Consider the following 23,888-nt stretch of genomic DNA (forward strand, 5'->3'; position numbering starts at 1 on the left):
GGGGATCGTGCCGATGAACCCAGTGTAGGCGTGAGCCACGGACCGCGCATAGCCGCGTATGGCGTTTGACAGGATTTCGATCGGGGACGGATACGGGCTCTATACTGGCCTGTAGTGGCTCCCTATCGCGCCTTCGCATTTCACCTGGAATTCACGTGAAGCCGGGCAAGACCGTTTCCGTCTCCGACGTCCCGCCGCGCTCGCGCGTCGCGGATCTGCCCGGCGATCTGGCGGCCGGGGCGATATCGTCGCTCGTCATGCTGTGTTACGCGATGAGCCTCGGCACGATGATCTTCAGCGCCGATCTCGCCCGCTACGCGATGCTCGGCGTGCCCACCGCGCTCGTCAGTTGTGTCGTCACGGCGCTCGTGATTTCCTTGACGAGCTCGATGCGCCTGAACATCGGCGGCCCCGACAGCAATGCGGCGGCGTTTCTCGCGGGTGTGGCGGCAGGCGTCGCGAGCAACGTGCGCGCGGACGGCGGCTCCCCGCAGACCCTCCTCCTGACCGTGCTGATCGCGATCGCGCTCTGTTCGCTCGTGACGGGCATCGTGCTCTACGCGATCGGTTCGTCCCGGCGCGGCCGCTCGCTGCAGTTCCTGCCTTACCCGGTCCTCGGCGGATTCCTCGCCGGCACGGGCTATCTGCTCCTCGCCGGCGCGTTCCGCGTGATGACGGGCGAGTCCCTGCAATGGCAGACGCTCGTGCTGTTGACGCATCTTCACTGGCTCGCGTGGCTTCCCGCGCTCGTCGTAGGCGTGCTGGCGACCATCCTGATGCGCACCTGGAAGCACGTCGCGGCGCTGCCGCTCACGCTGGCCTTCGGGATCGTCCTCTTCTACGTCCTGCTGCGCGCCGCGGGCCTGTCGATCGACGAAGCGCGCGGCATGGGGCTGCTTCTGCCGCGCGGGGCGCTGCGGCTCGCGGTGTTTCCGGAGCTGCACCTGAGCGCGCAGCTCGCGCAGGGCGGCATCGACTGGTCGGCGATTACCGCACATCTTCCGGAAAGCCTCGTGGTCACGTCGGCCTCGGCTGTCACAATCCTGATGAATTCGACGGCGATTGGCGCGGCGACGGGCGAGGAGGTCGATCTCAATCGCGAGATGCGGGCCGCGGGCCTCGCCAATCTCGCGAGCGGGCTTTTGGGCGGAATGGTCGGCTATCAGTCTTTCAATCGCTCGATGCTCAACGCGCGCGTTGGCGCGACGAGTCGGATGGCGGGCGTGTTCGCGTCGCTCGCGTGCCTCGTCGCGCTTGCCGCATCGCCCGGTCTCGTCGCGCTCTTTCCCGTGCCGGTGCTCGTCGGCCTCCAGCTTTTCATGGGACTGCGCCTGCTCGAGCAATGGGTTGTCGGCGCCTGGGCGAAGCTCAATTGGTACGAGTACCTGCTCGTGCTCGTCATTCTCGGCACGATCGCGGCCTTGGGCGTGATCATCGGCGTGGTCGCAGGCGTGGTCGCCGCGTGCGTGATGTTCACGCTGCTGTACGGCCGGGTCAGTTGCATACGCATGGAGTTCGACCTCCGCACCCGGACATCGAATGTCGAGCGCAACATCGAGGAGACCGAATCGCTGCGCGGACTCGGCGCACAGGTGTGCGGCATGTGCCTGCAAGGATTTCTCTTCTTCGGCACGGCCAATTCGATCCTCCAGCGCATACGCGAGCGGCTCGCCGCGCGCGATCCGGCGTCGGTGCGCTTCGTCGTGCTCGACTTCGCGTCGACCCAAGGCATAGACGCGTCGGTATCGAACAGCTTCGTGAAGCTGCGGCAACTCTGCGCGGCGACGGACGCGGACTTGATCTTGACCGCGCTGCCGCCGCGCTCGCGCGATCTGCTGACTAAAACCGGCACGCTCAATCTGCGGATTCGTGAATTCGACACGCTCGATGCGGGCCTGGAATGGATCGAAGACACATTGCTCGCGTCACGCGCGCTCGCGCCGAAGCGCGGTGACGACCTCCACGCGATGCTCGCGCCGCATTTCACGGCCGGAGCGCTGAACACACTGTCCACTCGGCTCGAAGTGCATGAGCTGCTAGCCGGCCAGCCATTGTTTCTTTGCGGAGAGCCGGGCGATGCACTGTACATCATCGAGCGCGGGCGGGTCGCAGTTTCGCTGCCGCTCGGAAACGGGCGGTCGGTGAGGCTGCGCGCTTGCCGCCCGGGCACGGTCGTTGGGGAAATGGCCGTGTACACGCAGCAGCCACGCAGCGCGGACGCGTTCGCGGAGGTGCCGACGCGCGTGCGCAGGCTTTCACTGGCCGCGCTCATCACTCTCGAGCAAGACAACCCCGCAGTTGCGCAGCAGGTTCATCGCTTTCTGGTGAAGATCATCGCATCGCGGCTCGCCCTCGCCAGTGAGGCTCTCCGCGCGGCCTACTGAGCGGTGGCGGGGGTGGTGTTCGGGGCAACTACCGTGGCGCTTGGGAGGCGGCCGACGGGCGGTCGGGTCCGGACCCGGGCCCGGACCCAACACAATGAGGAACAGGTTCCCACCGCGCACAAACGCGGATTTCTTCCGGGTATTCCCGATAGAGAGCCTCTAACCGGCTGCATATATTCGTTAGTACCTCACATGCAGCGTAGCGAAGCAATCGTCAGGGAATTGCTGCTCCAGGGGAGACCACGATGAACGACGAATGCGGCCTCAAGCGTCGCCACGTGCTTCATTCGCTCATGGCGAGCGGTGTCGTTGGCCTGGCAGGCGGTTGGACGAATCTCGTGCGCGCCGCCAACGCGATCACCCTTCCGTTCGAAAACGGCTTAAGGGAACTGACGACCGACTTCCCGCAAAAGGGCGAGATGGTGCTCTTACGCAGCCGGCCGCCGTTGCTTGAGACACCGTTTTCCGTCTTCGATCAAGGGGTGTTCACACCAAACGATCGCTTTTTCGTGCGCTGGCACCTCGCGAGCATTCCCACGCGTGTCGACGCCCGGACGTTCCGGCTGACGGTTCATGGATCGGTCGCCCGTGAACTGGATCTCGGGCTCGATGACATCAGGAAAGGGTTTGAGCATGTCGAGCTCGCCGCCGTGAACCAGTGCGCTGGCAACTCGCGGGGATTCTTCAAGCCGCGCGTCGCCGGTGGAGAATGGGGTAACGGCGCGATGGGCAATGCGTTGTGGACGGGCGTACGCCTCAGGGACATTCTCGATCGCGCGGGCGTGAAGGCCGGGGCCGTGCAGGTTCGCTACAGAGGCCTTGATAAAGGGGTGATCGCCGCCACACCCGACTTCATCAAGGCGCTGAGCGTCGATCATGCGCGCGACGGCGAAGTCATGGTCGCGTTCGCCATGAACGGGCAGCCGCTGCCGCTTTTGAACGGTTTCCCGTTGCGGCTCGTCGTTCCGGGTTGGTATTCGACGTACTGGGTGAAGATGTTGAACGACATCGAGGTCATCGACACACCCGATCAGAACTTCTGGATGGCGAAGGCGTACCAGATCCCGGATACGCCGCACGCGAACGTATCCCCGGAACAGACGGGCGTGAAGACGATCGCGATCAACCGCATGGCGCCGAGATCGTTCTTCACCAACTTCAGCGACGGCTCGGTGATCGATGTGGGCGCAACGCAAACGGTGCGCGGCATCGCATTCGGTGGCGATACGGGCGTAAGCAAGGTGCTCTTTTCCTCGAATGGCGGAGCGTCGTGGTCAACGGCTAGCCTCGGCCGCGACTTCGGCAAGTTCAGCTTCCGCCGCTGGGAGGCGCGTTTCATGCCTCGGAATGCCGGGCAACACGTGCTGAAGGTGAAAGCGATCAACAACAAGGGCGAGGCACAGCCGGACGAGCCGAACTGGAATCCCGGCGGCTATATGCGCAATCTGGTTGAATCGCTAACGGTTGTCGCAGCATGAGGAGAGAGCGATGAGAGTGACATCGATCGTTCTGGCCTTGTTGGCCGCAACGGGGATCGGCACGTCGTTCGCGGCTGGTCCCAACAAGCCCTCGACAAAAGCAGCTACGCAAACGGTCGAGGTTTCGCTGCCAAACGGCATATCGACTTTTCCACCCGGGCCGGGGTCCACTCTGGCCAATCAACAGTGCGTGATATGCCACTCCGTGGACATGGTGACGCGCCAGCCGCCGCTTTCGTTTGAATCCTGGAAGGCCGAAGTTCTAAAGATGCGCGCGGTTTATGGCGCGCCGTTGCCTCCGGAACAGGTCGAGGACATCGCACGATACCTGACGAGGATCAACGGAACGCCGTAGCGGCGCCGCAAGCGTGACGAAACCACAGCCAACCATTACGGTAGTACCGACACGGTAGTACCGACCGCACAGCCACTTCGGTGACGAACGTTATATCAAAACGATGCGTGCGCCGGGGTGCACCTCTACTTCCCTCCCCCGCAACGAATGTTCATCAAGGAAAACGACGACGGCTGGTCATTGCCGTCATTCGCATATCGGCTTTGATCAGGCGACTACATGCCGCTTTCCAGACATTCGCACGTCGGGTCGTGAATGACCGGTCTCATTGAAACCGGATACGTACTTACGACCCTGAGCGGCCACACACGCATCGCCAGATACCGACACCGCGCCGCTAACGCGGCATCCGCAGAAAAGGTTGGCTAATACTGGCCGAGCGATACGGCGAGATCCCACAAGGCAAGTACGCACAAAATTCCGATTATTGCGGCAATGAGCGCAACAAGAAAACCATCAAACCGTGGGCGCTTCATCTGCGTGCTCGGAACTGTTGCCCGCGATCCGTCTCCGCGATGGAGTCGACAGGATCGAATCAATGAATGTGTGCGCTCGACCCTCCCCGTACCTGAATGCCTCTTGCTCAGTAAGAAAGTCGAACCGTTCTGGAAAACTTGCAAGCACTTGATCTGGATTACCAGGCGAAGAAATCAACCACGACACGCGGTAGCGCCGACATATGCCACCGAACGCATGCCACCTTGCTGGCGTGACGTCGACTTCAATATTGCAACCGCGATATGACGCATAGGACTTGGTGACCATGGTCTTCCTCGCTACAGAAACAGCGCGAAGCGACGAGTTGCACGCATCGTCTGCTCCCACTGTCACCAGACGGTGACCCGGATAAGTGCAGCATCCGCCATGCCGAGCGGCTCGATTTAATTCAGCCTCGATCGAGACTTTTTCTGGAATCCGTCGGCGGAATTGCATGTGCGCGATCATCAGCTTTTGCGGGCAATACCGCTATCTCCTGAAGCGGCAGGCGAATCGATGACGCCGATGAAGTCGACCTCGCGGTTCGTGAGTTCGTAATGCTCAACCCGAGCACGGCTGACGCAACACTTGACGATCCGACGATTCGTCGCTGCCACGGCTTCGCGAAGTTATGGGCCTGCAACGGCCCCGCCGTGGCTAACCTCTACACGCTGCGCTCTACTGATCCGGCTGCACTCTGCTCGCATCCTGATCCGATCGGCCCGGACAATGACGTCTTCCTGTTGAATTTCGCGCGCGAGTGCGGCGACGTGATTTGTGCATGGGGTCGAATGCAAAGCCGGGCGCGCCGCACGCGTCGCCAGCATCCTGATTGACGCTGGAGCTCGACTGTGGTGCCTCGGCACTACGAAGGATGGCTCGCCACGTCACCCGCTTTACCTGCGCTCAGATCAGCCACTTGTCGAATGGCGCTCGGTCGCAGCATTCGCAGAGAAGGGAGATAAGGCGTGACCGATCAAAAAGCCATGGCGGCAAGCTGGAACAGCGCGCCCACACCAACGAGGGCAAAGCATGGTTTTACCAGTTTCTGGCTATGGTGCGTCACAACTCGCTTGACTCTCTGTTCCCCAATATGGTCCACAGCCCAGTCCGGATCCGGGTGGGACGCTGGCGAAAACCAGGCGGCGCCGATTCCGCCGAAAGCCATCATGGTAAGTCCGATGAAGTTCAGAACTGTGCTGATCGCGCTGATCATGGTCTTTTCCCAGAATTATTCGCGAGGAGTTCTAGTATGAACGCGATCTGCTAGTGCAATTGCTGAACCTTGACGCGGAAATAAAGCAAGTCAAGGAATGGCTTGCGATAAACGCCACAATGGCGAATGACTTTTTCCTGATGCCGGCCAAGACGCATCTAGCCGGCTGCGAGGCTCGGCGGCAGAAGATCGCGAAAGCGCTAAAAGACGGGCGCCGCGCAGTCGACTCAATGGAACACAAGTCTACTTATCAGATGCCAATCATCTGAAGAAGATTTGCTCGCCCATAGCTAGTTCCTGCACCGGGCACATCGACTCGTTTTCAACGACGTCGAGACCCGCTGTGCGCCAGGTACAACAACGCGTCTGCGCTGGGCCAGGATGCTGGATCGGCTCTGTCGCCACCTTGTGAGATTAGAGTTCGTATCAACAATCCGGCGTCGTGAATGGTCGCGTTCGAGCGCTGGCCCGAGGATGAGTCGCTTCCGCTATATCTCGATTCGGACGCCGACCATAGGTTGCAGGAGTGGATGGTGCCAACCGTGACAGACGACGCGCAATTACTGCGCAACCGGGCAATTGTGGCGTACTTTCCAGGCCGCGGAACAAGAGCGGCCGGATACGCAACGGCAGCACGTTGTTGTCGACGATGTACGTCCGCATGTTGACGTCCCGAAGCGGTCCTCGCGAGTCCAGGAATGTGACGCTACCAGCGTTTTCTCATCCTGCATTGATGGCCTGGAAAGAGACGAACACCCAGGAGGCGGATCACTCGCTACTTTTCCCCCGCGCCCGAGGTGGCACGTCTATCAATGATGTGTTGTCAGGGTTGGTCATGGTGGCGACCGCTTTCGCGTTCCGCCCGTTAGGCGACCAGGTCGCGCCACAAGAAGAGGCGACGGCCACGGAACGATCGTGCAGTATGTGGACGGCATTATGGTCGTCACAGCGCAATATCAACCAGGCCAGGGTCGCGGCAACAGATGGCGTGATATCTTTTAAAAGTTGATCAAAAAGGCCTCCAAACCTTTGATCACTTACCTCCTGGAAGGCAGGTGGGTCGGGTGAGCAGTCCGGCGTTGCTATAGCAACCCCTGGGTGCTCATCCCGGGCGAGAGCACACAGCCCTCCCCCAGCCCGCAAGGAGGTATAGATGGAGAAGCGGAAAAGCAAAGGCAGGCTGTTTCGGAAAGCAGAAACGGTTTTTCGGACCATCTTGAAGGTCCTGAGAGTGGTAGTCTGGATCTTGACTATCCTCTCCCTGATTGCTACGGCGGTCGTGAAGGCGGAGACGTTCCTGGGAAAGGCGGACACCATCTGGCACGACATGCACCACGATGCAATCGATACTGGCTCCAGGGAACCAGTACAGCACGCGACGACTAAAGATTCTCGTTCGAGGACTTCGCCCCGATAGGGGTGTCCTCCCGGCTCCAGGTGATCGGCAAGCCTGACGCCGGTTCAAGCAGATAGGGTGCGCAACCTGTCTGCTCCCGCGCCCAATGCAGCATCGGAGACTGCCCGCCCTAAGGAGACGGCGTGCAGTCTCCGTTCATCCCACACCGGCGTATTTCGATTGACCAGATTGCACGCGCGGGATGCGTCGCCACCAGAGCGCGCGTCGCCGCCAGGTCACTACGCGATGGGAATGCACGCCTCGCTGGTCGTCGCGCGCCAGAGGGCATCTGCCTCACGTCGGTGCTCTCAATCTCTTCGATGCCCATGTCGGTCGCGCATCATGAAATCGGACGTCTCTAAGGATTCCGATACGACAGTCCGCGGAGGCCGGCGCATGCGACATGCGCGCTCCACGCACAAATGACCGTTGTCAAGGTGTAGGCCACACTTGCCCATCCCACAAGTCCGTCGTTTGAACGACCGGTCTCAAACCTGCCGGATATCCGAGGAAAGCATCTCGGGCTCGGTCATTCGACCATCGGCGGTTGGGCGTTGATTAAACGCTTGTAGCCGCGCGCTTGCTCCACTTCAGTCCGCCATCAGTTTGAAGGCGAAGCGGTTGAAAGCGCACTCGGCAAACTGCTCAATGAGCGTACGATACGCGCGGTGCGTCTCTCCGCGGCCGGAGATCGTAGAAGCGCGTGTACCTACCCCACAGTTTGCGGCAGCACTTTTCGCCGCGCCTTTGATCTTGCGGACCGTGACGGTCATCGGGTCGGCCTCGTCTTTTCGATACGTGAGGGGCGGTGAAGCGCGCCGCTTCGCAATGCACCCCAACCTGACGTCTGGTGTACGGCGATGCCACGAAGCACACGGCGGATCGCCTAAACTACAGAACCAGCGGACGCGGCCATTCCCGCGCCGCTACCCGACATGGCGCACATCTTCTTCGCTGCTTCGATTCAGCGGCATATTGCAACGCCCGAGCGAGAGGTCGATGCGCGCACGCTCGGCGAAGCGCTCGAGGCGGTCTTTACCGTGCAACCTCGACTGCGTGGCTACATACTTGACGACCAGGGCTCACTGCGGCGGCATCTCGCGGTGTTTGTCGACGGCCGACCGGTGCGCGACCGACAACAACTGTCCGATGCGCTCGGCGAGGAAAGCCGGGTTTACGTCGTGCAGGCGCTGTCGGGTGGATAGGCGGGTTCCATCCGTACCCGAGCTCCCAGAGTGAGCACTGAAGCGCCAACTCCCGCCGACAGGAGACACTCGACATGAGCGATCGATTGCTTGTCGCAACCCGCAAGGGTCTGTTCGTTCTGAAATCCGATGGCAAGGGCAGTTGGAAGTTCGGTGAGCCGTATTTCGCCGGCGAGCCGGTGAGTATGGTGCTGCCCGATCCGCGCGACGGATCACTTTATGCTGCGCTCAATCTCGGCCACTTCGGCGTGAAGCTGCATCGCCGGCGCGCGGGCATGACCGACTGGGAAGAGTGCGCGGTCCCCGTCTACCCGCCGCAGCCTGCCGAGGAGACGCGCACCGGCGACGGCGCGAGCGTGAGTGCAGACACCGGCGCGCACAATGCGAGCGCCGGCGCGCCCAGCCCACCGATCCCTGCCTGGACGCTTCAGCAAATCTGGTCGCTCGAAACCGGCGGTCCAGACGAGCCGGGCGTCTTGTGGGCCGGCACGATTCCAGGCGGGCTTTTCCGTTCCAATGATGGCGGCGACACATGGGTGCTCAACCGCGCGCTGTGGGATCGCCCGGAGCGCCGCGAATGGTTCGGAGGCGGCTATGACGCCCCGGGCATCCATTCCATAATGGTCGATCCGCGCGACAGCCGGCACGTGACGATCGGTGTGTCGTGCGGCGGCGTCTGGCAAACGCCCGACGGCGGCGCCACCTGGCGCGTGACCGCCGACGGCATGGAGGCCGACTACATGCCGCCGGAGCGGCGCGGCGATGCCAACGTGCAAGACCCGCACCGCGTCGTGCAATGCGCGGCAAACCCGGATGCGCTGTGGACGCAGCATCACTGCGCAATCTTCCGCTCGACCGACGGCGCGGCGCACTGGCAGCGGATCGAAGCGCAGCCATCGAGCTTCGGCTTCGCGGTTGCCGTGCATCCGCGCGAGCCGGACACCGCGTGGTTCGTGCCCGCCGTGAAAGACCAGTGCCGCATCCCGGTGGACGGCCGGTTGCTCGTCACGCGCACACGCGACAGCGGCCGCACGTTCGAGCGTTTCTCGAACGGGCTGCCGCCTGCACCGGCGTATGACCTCGTGTATCGGCACGGGCTCGCTGTGGATGACTCCGGCATACACCTCGCGATGGGGTCGACCACTGGCGCGCTATGGACGTCCGACGACGGCGGCGAAAGCTGGCATTTGCTTTCAGCGCATTTGCCGCCTGTTTATTGTGTCCGGTTTGGATGAGGGCGAAGGGAACATGAAGCGCCAATGTTTTCATTCATTCGCATGACATAGCCAGAATACGTTCATCGGGGTGACGGACAGACACTTCCTGCCATACGCGCCGGCGAAACGCTTTGTGCAGCGCAGCTTGTCGCGATGTTGAAGAATAACGGGGCGCAGATTCGGCGATGCACGCCGGGACAGAGTTCATCGCACTTCAACCCATAGCGGGGTGAAGGTCGACAACGTGATCGAGCATTGGCGCGATGCCGACATCAATGACGCGCGGCCCTTTTCCGCCACGCCGTTCTCATGCAATCAGAAAAACTGAAGATTGCGATCAAAACTATGAGATTTCTTTGTCGACGCGCTTCTGCCATAGTTCCTGCATGCAGGTGTGTTGCAGTCGTCGATGACTGTGTGAATAGCAACCCGTGAAAACATCAACCATGGACCACCCATTGCGCGCCACGCTGGCTGCGGAATTGCATGCTCGCCCGTTCCTGAAGCTGGCCGAGTCTGTAGCCCTCACGCACTATGCGATTTACGCCGAGCACGATCCATTGATACACGAGACGCTGCTACACGCATTGTGCCGGGACACGGGTATACCGATGCCGGCGGAAGGTGCCACACATTATTCGGTGCAGTCCCCGTGCGGGTGGCATCTGAAGTGGGAACGTCACACCGAATTCTCCACGTTCACGTTTGTCATCCCGCGCAACGACAGCGACTATTTCAACGACAGTGCCATCCAGGGCATTCCCGCCGGCTGGTTCACGCAACTCGCCGGAAGCCGGTTCGTCGCGTCCCGCATGGAACTGTTGACGGGAGACCGCGCACACGCGGCGCGCGATTCGTTGCGTCAATGGATCGACGGACCGATTCTCGTTGGCAGCAATGTGCTTGGCGGCGGCCAGGTGTTCTGCGACTGGAACGTGCGCCCGGACGGTTTCATGCGCTTGCTCGTCATGGATGAGGGCTTTCGTGAGGAGCAGGGCGGACGGTTGCTGCAACGCCTCTACGAAATCGAAACGTACCGGATGATGGCGCTGCTGGCGCTGCCGATTGCGCGCCGGATGAGCCGTGATCTGGACGACATCCATGCGTCGCTTCAGTCGCTGATGCAAAGCATGGATGCGCAAGGCGCCGATGGTGACGACTCGCAGCTCCTCGTCAAACTCACGCACCTCGCGGTTCGTGTCGAATCGCTGTCGGGGTCGGGGGGGCGGTTCAGTGCTTCGCGAGCCTACGAAAAACTGGTGCTGGCGCGCATTCAGGAACTGCGCGAAGAACGCATCGAGGGCATGCCGACCATCCAGGAGTTCATGGAACGCCGCTTCGCGCCGGCGATGGAAACATGCCGTAGTGTCTGGGCACGCCATGAACAGATCGCGGCCCGCATCGCGCGCGCCGTCGATCTGTTGCGCACGCGCGTCAATCTCGCGCAGGAAAAGGACGTCACCCGCCTGCTTGCCGGCATGGAGCGCACGGCACGCAATCAGCTGCATTTGCAGCATGCCGTTGAAGGGCTGTCCGTGGCCGCGATCTCGTACTACGTGCTTTCGTTGGCGGCCGCGGCGTTCAAGGCGTTGCACGTGCTGAATCTTCCCATCGAGCCAGAGCTGGCCGAAGGCCTGGCGATAGGGCCCGTCGTGCTCGCCGTGATCGCGATCACAAGGCGGACCCGCAGCCGGTTATTGAAGCGCAATGCGAGCGATGAAGTACACGTTGTTCGTCCTCTGAATCATTTGATTTGAGACCGCAAACGCCCGGCAGGAGCATCGATGACTCACCCGGAGAACAGCCACGCGCGGGAACGCATGCATCGCGATGCGGATACAGCGAACGAAACGTATATGCCGTCGTATCTTTTGGTGTTGCGGGAGTGTATTGCGGGAGCCGACCGTCTCGCTGGCCGGTAACCCGAACGATCGGCCCGATGTCGCGACAGCTGCGGTGGCGGGCAGCCTTGCACGGGCTTCATTCAGGTTCTTCGTTCGAAGACTCCGCTTGAATTCGTGTTTTTGGTGGAAGTCGACCAGTAACTTCGGCACACGCACCCGCGCATAACAGGTGCCGTTTCGGCACACCAACCCCGGCTTGTTCTTCAAGTTTTCCGAGTCCTCTGTGTACCACTCTTCGTGGACCAAGGGGTTCAGGACGCTTGATTTATCGGGATTTTCCAAGCTGCTCAAGAACTTGGTATCAATCTGGCGGAGAGAGGGGGATTCGAACCCCCGATAGGCTATTAACCTATACACGCTTTCCAGGCGTGCGACTTAAACCACTCATCCATCTCTCCGGCGAGGACGCGCATTATAGCAAACTCTCGCGCCCTTGCCACCTCGGCCGGATGGCCAGTGTCACGGATGCCGGATGTAGTCCACCAGCGCCCTCGTGTAAGCGTCCGGCTTCGCGTCGACGAGGCTCACCAGCACCGTCACCAGAAACCCCGCCGGCACGCCGAACACGCCCGAGCTGATCGGCTCGATGCCGAACCAGCGCGTGCCGACGAAGCCCGTCAGTTGCGTGAAGAACGGATACGTCGACACGATGTAGTAAATGCACACCCCCAGCCCCGCGAGCATCCCCGCGATGGCGCCCAGCCGCGTCGTGCGCTTCCAGAACACGCCGAGCACCAGCACCGGAAAAAGACTCGACGCCGCCAGCGAAAACGCCGCGCCGACCAGAAACAGGATATTCCCCGTATTCAGCGACGCGACATACGATGCGAACAGCGCCACGCCCAGCAGCAGGATCTTCGAGATCGTCACGCGCCGCTGGCTCGACGCGCCGGGATCGACCATGTGGTAGTAGACATCGTGCGACAGCGCGTTGGCGATCGTCAGCAGCAAGCCATCGGCCGTCGACAGCGCCGCCGCCAGCGCGCCCGCCGCGATCAGCCCCGACATCACATACGGCAGCCCCGCTATCTCCGGCGCGGCGAGCACGACCATGTCCGGCTGCATCTGGACCTCGCTCCAGCGCACGATGCCGTCGCCGTTCACGTCGGCAATGCTGATCAGGTACGGCTCGATCCGCCGCCATTGCATCACCCACTGCGGCAGCTCGGAGAAGCGATGGCCGACGAGATTCGACAGGATCTCGTACTTGATCAGCACCGCGAGCACGGGCACGGTCAGATAAAACAGCGCGACAAAGAAAAGCGTCCAGCCGACCGAGCGCCGCGCCGACGCCACCGAGGTCGTCGTGTTATAGCGCGTCAGAATGTGCGGCAAGCTCGCCGTCCCGAGCGACAGGCACAGGAGCAGCGAAAGAAAATTGCGCAGATGCAGCCGCCGCTCGGCCTCGTTCGCGGCGGGAAACGGCTCGTGCATCTGCACGGGCGCCTCCGCGCGCTGCATCATCTCGTCGCGCTGCTGCGCCCACACGATCTGCGCGGTCGAGGCATCGCGAGGAAAGCGCGCAATCCGCCGTTCGAGATCGGCGATCTCGCGCAACGGTCCGTTGTGCCGCCGCAAGTCGACGAGCTGCTCGGTCAGACGGCCTTTCTCGTCGATATACGACTGCGGCAGGCCGTCGATCTGCGCCTGCATCAGCGCGGCGCGCATCCGGTAATCGTCGCGCACCGACTGCTCGGACGGCGCATCGCGTACGCCGCGCTCCATCGTCTCGACGCGCTCCATCAGGCGTCCATAGCCGAATTGCGGCACCCAGCCGAGGCCATCCTTGTGCGCGATCATCGACACGGGAATCAGGAACGCCGCGATCAGGATGATGTACTGCGCGACCTGCGTCCACGTCACGGCACGCATGCCGCCGAGGAACGAACACACGAGAATGCCCGCGAGCCCGCAGAAGATGCCGATCGCGAAGTCGACGCCGATGAAGCGCGTCGCGATCAGCCCGACGCCCTGTATCTGCGCGACCAGATAGACGAACGAACAGAGAATCGCCGACAGCGCGGCAAGCCCTCGCACCGCGTTGCTCGAAAAGCGCGTGCCGAGAAAATCGGGAATCGTGTAGCGCGCGAGCTTGCGCACGTACGGCGCGAGCAGAAACGCGACGAGACAGTAGCCGCCCGTCCAGCCCATCGTATACGCGAGGCCATCGTAGCCTGTCCCGTACAGCGACCCGGCAAGCCCGATGAACGACGCCGCCGACAGCCAGTCCGCCGCCGTCGCCATGCCGTTGAACGCGGACGGCACGCGCCGCCCGGCCACGTAGTACTCGACGAGATCGGAGGTGCGCGACAGCAAGCCGATCACGGCATACACGGCGATCGGCACAAACAGGAACACATAGCCGATCCACATGCCCGGCCCGTTCGCAGCCTCGATGCGCCACAGCAGATAGATGAACGCAAAGAAGCCGAGCGTATAGAGCGAATACGAACGGATCAGCCGATGCGCAAGCTTCATCGGTCGGCCGTGCGCTCGGCGAAGTCGTCCAGCGCGCTCTCTTCGAGCGCGCGTTGCAATGCGGCGTCGGCGCGCTGCATCAGCACAATGTAGATCACGATCAGCATCAGGTACACGAGGATCGCGCCCTGCGCGCCCATGTAGAACGGCAGGCTGAAGCCCGCGAAACGCACGGGCGCGAGCCCTCTCGCGATCAGCGGCACGATAAACGACACGAAGAAGCCGACCAGCATCAGCGCGACGATCAGCACGATGTTGAAGCGCCAGTAGCGCGCGTGCGCGCGCGCCATCGCTTGCGTCACGGGCGGCGGCTCGGGCAAGGGATTGATGTTGTGACGCGATGTGTGGTGTGGCGCGGCCATGCGCCTATGTATCAAAAACGTGTTGCATCGGCAATCGGGGTTGTCCGCGCAACGAGTCGCGTCACGCTTCGAAACACGCCGCGCGGCGCATGAAAAAACGGCGCATCCTCATCGGATGCGCCGCTTGCGTCTTCAAGGCTTCAGGGCATCAAGGCCCTATGCGCTTTATCGATCAGCGCGACTCGCCGAGCTGATCGAGAATCGCCGGGTTCTCGAGCGTCGATACGTCCTGCGTAATCTCCTCGCCCTTCGCCAGCGAGCGCAACAGACGCCGCATGATCTTGCCCGAGCGCGTCTTCGGCAGGTTGTCGCCGAAACGGATGTCCTTCGGCTTCGCGATCGGACCGATTTCCTTGCCGACCCAGTTGCGCAGTTCCGCAGCGATCTTCGCGGCCTCGTCGCCTTCGGGGCGCGTGCGCTTCAGCACGACGAACGCGCACACGGCTTCGCCCGTCGTCTCGTCCGGACGGCCGACCACGGCGGCTTCCGCCACCAGCGGATTCGCGACCAGCGCCGACTCGATCTCCATCGTGCCGAGGCGGTGGCCCGACACGTTCAGCACGTCGTCGATGCGGCCCATGATCGTGAAGTAGCCCGTCTCCTTGTCGCACACCGAGCCGTCGCCCGCAAGGTACAGCTTGCCGCCAAGCTCTTCGGGGAAGTAGCTCTTCTTGAAACGCTCCGGGTCGCCCCAGATCGTGCGGATCATCGCCGGCCACGGACGCTTGACAACAAGAATGCCGCCCTGCCCGTTCGGCACGTCCTGGCCCGTTTCATCGACGATCGCGGCCATGATGCCCGGCAGCGGCAGCGTGCACGAACCCGGCACGAGCGGCGTCGCGCCCGGCAGCGGCGAGATCATGTGGCCGCCCGTTTCCGTCTGCCACCACGTATCGACGATCGGGCAGCGCGAGCCGCCAACGTTCTCGTAGTACCACACCCACGCTTCCGGATTGATCGGCTCGCCGACCGTGCCGATGATGCGCAGCGACGACAGGTCATAGCTCTTCGGATGCACCTTCGGATCGGCTTCCGAAGCCTTGATCAGCGAGCGGATCGCCGTCGGCGCGGTGTAGAACACGGAGACCTTGTGCTTCTGGATCATGTCCCAGAAGCGGCCCGCGTTCGGATACGTCGGCACGCCTTCGAATACGACCTGCGTGCCGCCGAGCGAGAGTGGACCATACGTGATGTAGCTATGGCCCGTGACCCAGCCGATATCGGCCGTGCACCAGAACACATCCGTCGGCTTCCAGTCGAAGGTCCACTTCATCGTCTGCGCGGCCCACAGCAGATAGCCGCCCGTGCTGTGCTGCACGCCCTTCGGCTTGCCCGTCGAGCCCGACGTATAGAGGATGAAGAGCGGATGCTCGGCGCCGACCCATTCCGGCGCGCATTGATCCGATTCGTTCGCCGTGATCTCGTGCATCCACAGATCGCGCTTGTCGTCCCAGCCGACCTTGCCGCCCGTGCGCTTGTAGACGATCACGCTCTTGACGGCCTCGCAGCCGCCCATCGTGAGCGCTTCGTCGGCGATGTTCTTGAGCGGCAGCGCCTTGCCGCCGCGCATCTGTTCGTCGGACGTGATCAGCGCGACGGCGCCCACGTCGACGAGACGTTCATTCAGCGACTTCGACGAGAACCCGCCGAACACGACCGAATGCGTCGCGCCGATACGCGCGCAGGCCTGCATCGCGACGATGCCCTCGATCGACATCGGCATGTAGATGACCACGCGATCGCCCTTTTTGATGCCGCGTTTCTTCAGCGCATTCGCGAAGCGCGACACACGCTGCAGCATGTCCTTGTACGTGACGTGGGTGACGGTGCCGTCGTCGGCTTCGAAGATGATGGCGACGCGATCGCCATTGCCCGCTTCGACATGCCGGTCGATGCTGTTGTATGACGCGTTCAGTTCGCCGTCTTCAAACCATTTGTAGAAAGGTGCATCCGATTCGTCGAGCACCTTCGTGAAAGGCTTTTTCCAGCTGAGCGTTTCGCGCGCCAGCCTGCCCCAGAAGCCTTCGTAATCGCGCTCCGCTTCGGCGGCGAGCGCCCGGTATGCGTCCATGCCGGACACTGCTGCCTGTGCCGTCATCTCGGCGGAAGGCGGAAACACGCGGCGTTCCTGAAGAACCGATTCAATCGCAGACATCGACTACCCCTTGGTGAAGATGAAACATCAATCCTGTGCTGGCGCGCTCGCGATGCGTGCCCGTCCAGCGGGCGCAAGGCGTCGCTCCGTGTCGTCATCGTGGCGCCGCGCGTGACATCGGCCGCGGCGTGTCTCCCACCCTCGTGCCCGTCCGCATCGACAGGCACACAGCGAATCGGCCGAATCGGCCAACGGCAGGTGCGGCGTCGCAACATCGCGCGGGACGCCCTTCCGTTCAGTAGCTTCGTTCGCTTCCCACGATAAGCGTTGCAACTTACCGCGTACTTACGCGCGGACCCGCCGCGCGTCAGGCAAAACACCAGGCGCCATGACTGCCGACACGTCGCGATGCAAGTACATCGCAAGCATCGCGAACGTCGCAAACATCGAGCCTACCTGTCGCTCGCGTGTCTTGCACACGTCCTAGTGCAATTGCTGTCCGCTTTGCGCCGCTGTTATGCGCCCTTTTACAATGCTAACTGAACTAGCCATATGGATTCCAGCTTGAACCGCTATTCACTGTTTCTCATTGCCGCGATGCTGCTCGTCGGCAGCAACGTCGGCATTGGCAAGTCGATTGTCGCGTTCGTTCCCGTTCCGCTCTTCGCCTTGCTGCGTTTCGTGATCGCGATGGCCGTGCTGTGGCCGTTGCTGCGCGTACGCAAGCTGCGCCGTGTAAAACCGGGCGAATGGGTCAATCTGTTCCTGCAGGCCCTCTTCGGCACATTCGGGTTTACGCTGTTGATGCTCAACGGCGTGCATCGGACCAGTGCCGTCGCGGCGGGTGTCATCACGAGCACGATACCCGCCGTCGTCGCGCTGTTCTCGTGGATGTTCCTGAAAGAGAAGCCCGATGGGCGGGCGCTGGCTTCGATCGCGCTCGCGATCGCCGGCGTGGTCGTCATCAATCTCGCGCACGCCGGCAACGCCGCGGGCGCCGCGAGCACAAGCTCGTTCGCCGGCAATCTGATGGTGCTCGGCGCCGTCTGCTGCGAATCGCTGTACGTGATCCTGTCACGCCGCCTCACGCAGACGCTCGCGCCCATCGACATCTGCGCGTACACGCATCTGTTCGGCTTGCTGCTGATGCTGCCGCTCGGCGTGTCGGCGCTGTTCAGGTTCGACTATGCGAGCACGCCCGTCAGCGTCTGGGCGCTCGTGCTGTGGTACGGACTGTCGGCGAGCATCTTCTCGTTCTGGCTCTGGATGAAGGGCATCCGCCACGTGCCGGGCAGCCTTGCGGGCGTGTTCAGCGCGGTGCTGCCCGTCGCGGCCGCCGTCTACGGCATCGTGTTCCTCGACGAGCGTCCGACGCTCGCGCACGGCATCGCGCTCGCGTGCGTCATCGCGGGTATCGCGCTCGCGAGCCTCAAGGTCAGGCGCGTGCCGCCCGTCGCGTCGTAGCACCGGCATCATGCATGGCCTCATGCGTGACCTCGCGCGGGTGCGCCGGGCCTCGCGGGATGCCGTGCCGGCGCTTTTGCCCGCCTCGGCACGGCCGTCACGCATCACGCTGTACAATAACGCGCCCAGCGCGCTGCGCAGGCCGGTTTCATCGCCGGCCGCCTGAACGTCGGTTATTCGCTTTCCGCGTGATCCGCCGTCGCCGATGCGAGCGCGCCCGTGCCCGCTGTCATTCGCCACCATCAAGCGCCAACACTACGCCGACGCCCCATGACCGCCCTGCGCCCCGTTCCTTCCGGCCACCACCATCGACGCATGCGCCCGTTGCCCTCCGTGATCTTCATGAGCCGCTGGCTGCAGGTGCCGCTCTATCTGGGCCTGATCGTCGCGCAAGGTGCCTACGTCGTGCTGTTCCTGAAGGAAGTGTGGCACCTCGTCACCGCGTCGATGACGCTCGACGAAACCAGCATCATGCTCGTCGTGCTCGGCCTGATCGACGTGGTGATGATCTCGAACCTGCTGATCATGGTGATCGTCGGCGGGTATGAAACGTTCGTGTCGAGACTCGGCGTCGAGGGCCATCCCGACGAGCCCGAATGGCTCGACCATGTGAATGCGGGCGTGCTGAAGGTGAAGCTGTCGATGGCGCTCATCAGCATCTCGTCGATCCATCTGCTGAAGACCTTCATCAACCCGGACCAGCACACGACGCACGCGGTGATGTGGCAGGTGATCATTCACATCGCGTTCCTCGTGTCGGCGCTGGTGATGGCCTTCGTCGACCGCCTCACGACGCACACGCACCCTGAGCATTTCCACGAGCCCGCAGCGGCGCGCACGTTGAAGCAGAAGATTTCCAACTCCCCTGAAAGCGCATGACCGACCGCGCAGCCGCGCAGTCGCGATAACGAGCGCCACCCCACTGAGCCTAGCCATGACCGTCATCAAACAGGAAGACCTGATCCAGAGTATTGCGGACTCGCTGCAGTACATCAGCTATTACCATCCGCTCGATTACATCCAGGCACTCGGCCGCGCGTACGAGCTCGAAGAGAGCCCCGCCGCGAAGGACGCCATCGCGCAGATTCTCACGAACAGCCGCATGTGCGCCGAAGGCAAGCGCCCCATTTGCCAGGACACGGGCATCGTCACGGTGTTCGTGAAGGTCGGCATGGACGTGCGTTGGGACGGCGCGACGATGAGCGTCACCGACATGATCAACGAAGGCGTGCGCCGCGGTTACACGCACCCGGACAACGTGCTGCGCGCGTCGATCGTGAGCCCGCCCGAAGGCGGCCGCAAGAACACGAAGGACAACACGCCGGCTGTGATCCACTACGAGATCGTGCCGGGCGACAAGGTCGACGTGCAGGTCGCGGCCAAGGGCGGCGGCTCGGAGAACAAGTCGAAGTTCGCGATGCTGAACCCGTCCGACTCGATCGTCGAGTGGATCCTGAAGACCGTGCCGACGATGGGCGCAGGCTGGTGCCCGCCCGGCATGCTCGGCATCGGTATCGGCGGCACGGCCGAGAAGGCGATGGTCATGGCGAAGGAATCGCTGATGGACCCGATCGACATTCAGGACATCATCGCGCGCGGCCCGAAGGACTGGATCGAAGAGCTGCGCGTCGAACTGCACGAGAAGGTCAACGCACTCGGTATCGGCGCGCAGGGCCTGGGCGGCCTGTCGACGGTGCTCGACGTGAAGATCATGGCCGCGCCGACGCACGCCGCATCGAAGCCGATCGCGATCATCCCGAACTGCGCGGCCACGCGCCACGCGCACTTCACGCTCGACGGCTCGGGCGTCGCGAAACTCACGCCGCCGCCGCTCGACGCATGGCCGAAGGTCACGTGGCAGCCGAACACCGAAACGAGCAAGCGCATCGACCTGAACACGCTGACGCCCGAAGAAGTCGCGTCGTGGAAGCCGGGCCAGACGCTGCTGCTGTCGGGCAAGATGCTGACGGGCCGCGACGCCGCGCACAAGCGCATCGCCGACATGCTCGCGAAGGGCGAGAAGCTGCCCGTCGACTTCACGAACCGCGTGATCTACTACGTGGGCCCCGTCGACCCGGTGCGCGACGAAGCCGTCGGTCCCGCAGGCCCGACCACTGCCACGCGCATGGACAAGTTCACCGAGACGATGCTCGCGCAAACCGGCCTGATCTCGATGATCGGCAAGGCCGAGCGCGGCCCCGTCGCGATCGACGCGATCAAGAAGCACAAGGCCGCGTATCTGATGGCCGTGGGCGGCGCGGCGTATCTGGTGTCGAAGGCGATCCGCAGCGCGAAGGTGCTCGCGTTCGAAGACCTCGGCATGGAAGCCATCTATGAATTCGACGTGCAGGACATGCCCGTGACAGTGGCCGTCGATTCGAGCGGTACGTCGGTTCACCAGACGGGCCCGAAGGAATGGCAGGCGAAGATCGGCAAGATCCCCGTCGCGACGGCTTGACGTCTGTTTGTGTTACGGAAGCCGGGACGTTATAGTCCCGGCTTTTTATTTGCTCACGCAGACGCAACACAATTGCGTGAGCGATTCTCATCAACCGCATTCGTCCTTGGCTTTTCGGGTTCGGCCGTTTATTGTTCTTGGAAAACCAGGCTCCAAGGGGAAAGATCATGCAAGGCGATAAAAAGGTCATCGAATATCTGAACGCCCAGTTGAAGAACGAACTGACCGCGATCAACCAGTACTTCCTGCACGCGCGGATGTACAAGCACTGGGGTCTCGACAAGCTTGGCAAGCATGAATACGACGAATCGATCGGCGAGATGAAACACGCCGACATGCTGATCGAGCGCATTTTCATGTTCGACGGCCTGCCGAATCTGCAGGATCTGCACAAGCTGCTGATCGGCGAAGAGACGAAGGAAATCCTCGAATGCGATCTGAAGCTCGAGCAGATTTCACAAGGCACGTGCAAGGAGGCGATCGCCTATTGCGAGTCGGTGCGCGATTTCGTGTCGCGTGACATCTTCACGACGATTCTCGACGACACCGAAGAGCACATCGACTGGCTCGAAACGCAACTCGACCTGATCGACAAGGTCGGCATCCAGAATTACCAGCAGTCCGCGATGGGTTCGCCCGAAGAATAAGTTCGCGCGCGAGACGGCGGCATCGCCACGCCTGTGACTCCTGCTACACTTCTGCCGTTCGATCCGCGCAACGTCTTTCGAACGAGCTGCGCGGATTTTCTTATATGGCTTCCATTGAATCCATGACCGCTTCGCCCCCCGCCTCCCCTGCGCTCTCTTCGCTCGCTGTGATTCCTCCGCTCGATCCGCGCGCGCCCGTCGGCATTTTCGACTCGGGCCTGGGCGGCCTGTCGGTGTTGCGTGCGGTGCGCGCGCAACTGCCGAACGAAGCGATCATCTATGTCGCCGATTCGCTCTACGCCCCCTATGGCGAGCGCGACGACGACTTTATTGCGGACCGCACGCTGGCGATCGGCGAATGGCTCGTCGCGCAAGGGGCGAAGGCGCTCGTGGTCGCGTGCAACACGGCGACGGCGCAGTCAATCGCACTGGTGCGCGAAAAGCTGCCCATTCAGCTGATCGGCGTCGAGCCGGGCGTGAAGCCCGCGGCGCTGCAATCGCGCTCGCGCGTGGCGGGCGTGCTCGCCACGCAGGTGACGCTGCGCAGCGCACGCTTTCAGGCGCTGCTCGAACGCCACGCCGACGACTGCCGTTTTCTGTGCCAGCCGGGCCATGGGCTCGTGCAGGCCGTCGAGCGCTGCGATATCGGCTCGCCGGAACTGCGCGCGCTGCTCGAAAGCTACATCCAGCCGATGCTCGACGCGGGCGCCGATACGCTCGTGCTCGGCTGCACGCACTATCCCTTTCTCGACGCCGCGATTCGCGATATCGCCGGTGAACGTCTTGCGCTGATCGACACGAGCATCGCGATTGCCCGACAGCTGGAGCGCGTGCTCGACCAGCAAGGGCTGCGTTCGCCCGAGCGCGACGCCGCGCTTGAGCCCCGCTTCTGCTCGACGAGCGACGGCGCGCATCTCAGGCAGCTCGCGGCGACACTGCTGCACATCGATGCGCCCGTCGAGCGCGTGCACATTCCGTCGCGTCGTACGGCCACCACGGATTCGCACGCTGCCTGACCTGATCCCGGTTAGCAGGCGAGCGCGCTATTTTTGCTTTTGAGCGCCGCGCCGGCTGTAGAGCCGCCGTCACAAGAAACAAACGCGCCCGACGCCCGTCGATTGCGGCATAAAACTACACGGCATGCCGCTCGCCGCACCCCGGCAGCACCCGCGCCACGTAAAGGCCGTGGGAACAAAACCCTTCGGTAAGGCTGGTTTTGTTACAAAAATTTGCGACGGACGCTTGCCAAAGCGGTCGAACATAATGATAATAATTCGCATTAACGTTAGCTATCGCGAGCTGTCATGATTGTCTGCGTGTGCAAGTCTGTATCCGACCGGAAGATCCGCGCCTCGATCGCCGAGGGCATCGACACCTTCGACGAGCTTCAGTTCGAGCTAGGCGTCGCGATGTGCTGCGGCAAGTGCGAACAATCCGTGCGGGATGTGATGGCCGAAAGCGGCGTCTGCGCGAGCCGTTGCGGCGTCGAGCACCACACGCAAGCCGTGCCGCTGACGTTCTACGAACGCAAGGCCGCCTGAAACTGCGTTCGTCAGCCTTGACGCATCTTCATGTTGCGCGCTGAAAAGCGCGCTAGCATCGCACGCGCTTCAGTTTTCTTTCCGCCGTCAGCAAGCCAGTCCGAGACCAGCCAGCAACGCCATTCTTCGAGGAGTTCGAGATGGAATTGCTGATCGGTTTCGTGACCACTCTGTGCATTTCACTGCTGATATTCCGAAAATGACGCCGTGCCGCATCGACGGCGCGCTGCCACGCTAACATGCAGGCCACGCCAACTCTACCAACAGGCTTCGCGCCAGACGCTTCCGCTCGAATCAATCCGCGTATCGTCACGGTGACGGGCATCGTCATCGGACTTCATGTCGTTGCGTTCGCTGTCGCGTTCACGATGCGTGAAGCGACGCCGCTCAAACCAATCGAATCGCATACGATCACGGCCGAGCTGATCAGCCCGGCGCCTGTCGCCGCGCCGGCCGCGATCCAGTCGATTCCGACGCCGCCTCCCCCGAAGCCCACGCCCGTGCAGAAGGTCAAGCCGAAAGTGCAGCCGCACCCGACGCCGAAGCCTACGCCCGAGCCGCTGCCCATTGCGCAGGCGCCGTCGCAGCATGAGATCGCCGTGCCCACGGAGCCTGCGCCGCCGGCTCCGCCCGCACCAGCCGCGCCTGCGCCCGCCGCGCCTGCCGTCGGCAAGCCGACGATGGCGCTGTCCGCGCCGAAAAACGTGTCGCACCTCGATTGCAGCATCGTCCAGCCCGACTATCCCGCCCTTTCGCGCCGACGCGGCGAGACGGGGACCGCGATGATCCACTTCGTCGTCGGACTGGCGGGCAAGATCGAGAACATCGAATTGAAAAAGAGCAGCGGCTACGATCGTCTGGACCAGGCCGCGCTCGACGCGATGCACTCCAGTTCGTGCAAGCCGTATCTGGAGAACGGCGAGCCCGTCCGTGCCGCGTACACCCAGCCTTTCGCCTTCAGCCTTAGCAACTGAGCCGCCGGAACAGATTTCAAAGAAGAAAAGGAATTGCCATGCAGAACTACGGTATTGCCCACGTCTGGGCACAAGGGGATTTCGTCACACGCGGTATCGCGATGGCACTGCTCATCATGTCGGTGCTGTCCTGGAGCGTGATCGTCATCAAGAGCTGGAACGTCATGCGCCTCAAGCGTCTGACGAAAAACGCCGAGCAGGCGTTCTGGCATTCGGACGACTTCAACGACGGCGTGA

General features: G+C 62.5%; 21 protein-coding genes, 1 tRNA gene and 1 pseudogene. 16 read left to right on the top strand and 7 right to left on the bottom strand.

The window, feature by feature from the left end:
- Positions 1–155: 155 nt before the first annotated feature.
- From BN2476_RS20725 to BN2476_RS48350, 4 genes are all read left to right on the top strand, one after another.
- Positions 156–2,384: an SLC26A/SulP transporter family protein gene (locus BN2476_RS20725; protein WP_087736044.1), complete on the top strand. Its 2,229-nt coding sequence runs from the start codon at positions 156–158 to the stop codon at positions 2,382–2,384.
- A 245-nt stretch (positions 2,385–2,629) separates the two neighbouring features.
- On the top strand, positions 2,630–3,862 hold the full coding sequence (locus tag BN2476_RS20730) for a molybdopterin-dependent oxidoreductase (protein ID WP_087736045.1): 1,233 nt from the start codon (positions 2,630–2,632) through the stop codon (positions 3,860–3,862).
- A gap of 10 nt (positions 3,863–3,872) precedes the next feature.
- The gene (locus BN2476_RS20735) at positions 3,873–4,217 is read left to right on the top strand and encodes a c-type cytochrome (protein WP_087736046.1); all 345 of its coding nucleotides are present in this window, start codon (positions 3,873–3,875) and stop codon (positions 4,215–4,217) included.
- A gap of 1,034 nt (positions 4,218–5,251) precedes the next feature.
- Positions 5,252–5,530, top strand: coding sequence for a DUF1643 domain-containing protein (locus tag BN2476_RS48350; protein WP_235850909.1), 279 nt, complete (start codon positions 5,252–5,254; stop codon positions 5,528–5,530).
- Between the two features lie 140 nt (positions 5,531–5,670).
- On the opposite strand, the gene BN2476_RS20750 is transcribed toward BN2476_RS48350, so the two are convergent.
- Positions 5,671–5,910, bottom strand: a complete 240-nt coding sequence (locus BN2476_RS20750; protein WP_087736048.1) for a hypothetical protein — start codon at positions 5,908–5,910, stop codon at positions 5,671–5,673.
- 53 nt (positions 5,911–5,963) lie between these two features.
- Here BN2476_RS20750 and BN2476_RS20755 point away from each other — a divergent pair, with 53 nt between their 5' ends.
- Positions 5,964–6,179 (top strand): hypothetical protein, encoded by a 216-nt coding sequence (locus BN2476_RS20755; protein ID WP_087736049.1) that lies wholly within the window; start codon positions 5,964–5,966, stop codon positions 6,177–6,179.
- Positions 6,180–7,896: 1,717 nt separating this feature from the next.
- On the opposite strand, the gene BN2476_RS20765 is transcribed toward BN2476_RS20755, so the two are convergent.
- The gene (locus tag BN2476_RS20765; protein WP_087736051.1) at positions 7,897–8,079 is read right to left on the bottom strand and encodes a hypothetical protein; all 183 of its coding nucleotides are present in this window, start codon (positions 8,077–8,079) and stop codon (positions 7,897–7,899) included.
- Positions 8,080–8,241: 162 nt separating this feature from the next.
- On the opposite strand from BN2476_RS20765, the gene BN2476_RS20770 reads away from it, so the two are divergent.
- From BN2476_RS20770 to BN2476_RS20780, 3 genes are all read left to right on the top strand, one after another.
- The gene (locus tag BN2476_RS20770) at positions 8,242–8,511 is read left to right on the top strand and encodes a MoaD/ThiS family protein (protein WP_087736052.1); all 270 of its coding nucleotides are present in this window, start codon (positions 8,242–8,244) and stop codon (positions 8,509–8,511) included.
- A 74-nt stretch (positions 8,512–8,585) separates the two neighbouring features.
- Positions 8,586–9,746, top strand: coding sequence for a WD40/YVTN/BNR-like repeat-containing protein (locus BN2476_RS20775; protein ID WP_087736053.1), 1,161 nt, complete (start codon positions 8,586–8,588; stop codon positions 9,744–9,746).
- A gap of 428 nt (positions 9,747–10,174) precedes the next feature.
- Positions 10,175–11,485 (top strand): DUF3422 family protein, encoded by a 1,311-nt coding sequence (locus tag BN2476_RS20780; RefSeq protein WP_087736054.1) that lies wholly within the window; start codon positions 10,175–10,177, stop codon positions 11,483–11,485.
- Here BN2476_RS20780 and BN2476_RS49540 read toward each other — a convergent pair.
- The 5 genes from BN2476_RS49540 to acs form a co-directional block, all read right to left on the bottom strand.
- Positions 11,423–11,989 (bottom strand): DUF6538 domain-containing protein, encoded by a 567-nt coding sequence (locus BN2476_RS49540; protein WP_328590327.1) that lies wholly within the window; start codon positions 11,987–11,989, stop codon positions 11,423–11,425. The two genes, BN2476_RS20780 and BN2476_RS49540, sit on opposite strands and share 63 nt — an antisense overlap.
- Positions 11,940–12,030 (bottom strand) — tRNA-Ser (locus BN2476_RS20795). The genes BN2476_RS49540 and BN2476_RS20795 overlap by 50 nt, the downstream gene beginning before the upstream one ends.
- 61 nt (positions 12,031–12,091) lie before the next feature.
- Positions 12,092–14,110, bottom strand: a complete 2,019-nt coding sequence (locus BN2476_RS20800) for a sodium:solute symporter family protein (RefSeq protein ID WP_087736055.1) — start codon at positions 14,108–14,110, stop codon at positions 12,092–12,094.
- A complete protein-coding gene (locus BN2476_RS20805) occupies positions 14,107–14,472 on the bottom strand; it encodes a DUF4212 domain-containing protein (RefSeq protein WP_087736056.1) in 366 nt (121 codons plus the stop codon). The genes BN2476_RS20800 and BN2476_RS20805 overlap by 4 nt, the downstream gene beginning before the upstream one ends.
- A 172-nt stretch (positions 14,473–14,644) precedes the next feature.
- The gene (acs, locus tag BN2476_RS20810) at positions 14,645–16,627 is read right to left on the bottom strand and encodes an acetate--CoA ligase (RefSeq protein WP_087736057.1); all 1,983 of its coding nucleotides are present in this window, start codon (positions 16,625–16,627) and stop codon (positions 14,645–14,647) included.
- Positions 16,628–17,131: 504 nt separating this feature from the next.
- On the opposite strand from acs, the gene BN2476_RS20815 reads away from it, so the two are divergent.
- The 8 genes and pseudogenes from BN2476_RS20815 to BN2476_RS20850 form a co-directional block, all read left to right on the top strand.
- Positions 17,132–18,031, top strand: coding sequence for a DMT family transporter (locus BN2476_RS20815; protein ID WP_087736067.1), 900 nt, complete (start codon positions 17,132–17,134; stop codon positions 18,029–18,031).
- Positions 18,032–18,346: 315 nt separating this feature from the next.
- Positions 18,347–18,910, top strand: coding sequence for a TIGR00645 family protein (locus tag BN2476_RS20820; protein ID WP_162497885.1), 564 nt, complete (start codon positions 18,347–18,349; stop codon positions 18,908–18,910).
- A gap of 55 nt (positions 18,911–18,965) precedes the next feature.
- Positions 18,966–20,489 carry a fumarate hydratase gene (locus tag BN2476_RS20825; RefSeq protein ID WP_087736059.1) on the top strand — a complete coding sequence of 508 codons (1,524 nt, stop codon included), beginning with the start codon at positions 18,966–18,968 and terminating at the stop codon, positions 20,487–20,489.
- A gap of 167 nt (positions 20,490–20,656) precedes the next feature.
- Complete coding sequence (gene bfr / locus BN2476_RS20830; RefSeq protein WP_087736060.1) at positions 20,657–21,136, top strand: bacterioferritin; 480 nt, start codon at positions 20,657–20,659, stop codon at positions 21,134–21,136.
- A gap of 122 nt (positions 21,137–21,258) precedes the next feature.
- Positions 21,259–22,152, top strand: a complete 894-nt coding sequence (murI, locus tag BN2476_RS20835; protein ID WP_438942892.1) for a glutamate racemase — start codon at positions 21,259–21,261, stop codon at positions 22,150–22,152.
- 288 nt (positions 22,153–22,440) lie between these two features.
- Entirely contained in the window at positions 22,441–22,677 is a 237-nt protein-coding gene (locus tag BN2476_RS20840; RefSeq protein ID WP_087736062.1) for a (2Fe-2S)-binding protein, read from the top strand.
- 239 nt (positions 22,678–22,916) lie between these two features.
- Positions 22,917–23,651: an energy transducer TonB gene (locus tag BN2476_RS20845; RefSeq protein ID WP_087736063.1), complete on the top strand. Its 735-nt coding sequence runs from the start codon at positions 22,917–22,919 to the stop codon at positions 23,649–23,651.
- 38 nt (positions 23,652–23,689) lie between these two features.
- Positions 23,690–23,888, top strand: a pseudogene (locus tag BN2476_RS20850) (MotA/TolQ/ExbB proton channel family protein); the annotation flags it as partial.

The organism is Paraburkholderia piptadeniae, from assembly GCF_900007165.1.
GTDB lineage: Bacteria > Pseudomonadota > Gammaproteobacteria > Burkholderiales > Burkholderiaceae > Paraburkholderia > Paraburkholderia piptadeniae.

Excerpts from the sequence above, each read along its gene's own strand:
- BN2476_RS20730 (WP_087736045.1), top strand. The coding sequence starts at position 2,630 with ATGAACGACGAATGCGGCCTCAAGCGTCGCCACGTGCTTCATTCGCTC.
- BN2476_RS20735 (WP_087736046.1), top strand. The coding sequence starts at position 3,873 with ATGAGAGTGACATCGATCGTTCTGGCCTTGTTGGCCGCAACGGGGATC.
- BN2476_RS48350 (WP_235850909.1), top strand. The coding sequence starts at position 5,252 with ATGCTCAACCCGAGCACGGCTGACGCAACACTTGACGATCCGACGATT.
- BN2476_RS20750 (WP_087736048.1), bottom strand. The coding sequence starts at position 5,910 with ATGATCAGCGCGATCAGCACAGTTCTGAACTTCATCGGACTTACCATG.
- BN2476_RS20765 (WP_087736051.1), bottom strand. The coding sequence starts at position 8,079 with ATGACCGTCACGGTCCGCAAGATCAAAGGCGCGGCGAAAAGTGCTGCC.
- BN2476_RS20770 (WP_087736052.1), top strand. The coding sequence starts at position 8,242 with ATGGCGCACATCTTCTTCGCTGCTTCGATTCAGCGGCATATTGCAACG.
- BN2476_RS20775 (WP_087736053.1), top strand. The coding sequence starts at position 8,586 with ATGAGCGATCGATTGCTTGTCGCAACCCGCAAGGGTCTGTTCGTTCTG.
- BN2476_RS20780 (WP_087736054.1), top strand. The coding sequence starts at position 10,175 with ATGGACCACCCATTGCGCGCCACGCTGGCTGCGGAATTGCATGCTCGC.
- BN2476_RS20800 (WP_087736055.1), bottom strand. The coding sequence starts at position 14,110 with ATGAAGCTTGCGCATCGGCTGATCCGTTCGTATTCGCTCTATACGCTC.
- BN2476_RS20805 (WP_087736056.1), bottom strand. The coding sequence starts at position 14,472 with ATGGCCGCGCCACACCACACATCGCGTCACAACATCAATCCCTTGCCC.
- acs (WP_087736057.1), bottom strand. The coding sequence starts at position 16,627 with ATGTCTGCGATTGAATCGGTTCTTCAGGAACGCCGCGTGTTTCCGCCT.
- BN2476_RS20820 (WP_162497885.1), top strand. The coding sequence starts at position 18,347 with ATGCGCCCGTTGCCCTCCGTGATCTTCATGAGCCGCTGGCTGCAGGTG.
- BN2476_RS20825 (WP_087736059.1), top strand. The coding sequence starts at position 18,966 with ATGACCGTCATCAAACAGGAAGACCTGATCCAGAGTATTGCGGACTCG.
- bfr (WP_087736060.1), top strand. The coding sequence starts at position 20,657 with ATGCAAGGCGATAAAAAGGTCATCGAATATCTGAACGCCCAGTTGAAG.
- murI (WP_438942892.1), top strand. The coding sequence starts at position 21,259 with ATGACCGCTTCGCCCCCCGCCTCCCCTGCGCTCTCTTCGCTCGCTGTG.
- BN2476_RS20840 (WP_087736062.1), top strand. The coding sequence starts at position 22,441 with ATGATTGTCTGCGTGTGCAAGTCTGTATCCGACCGGAAGATCCGCGCC.
- BN2476_RS20845 (WP_087736063.1), top strand. The coding sequence starts at position 22,917 with ATGCAGGCCACGCCAACTCTACCAACAGGCTTCGCGCCAGACGCTTCC.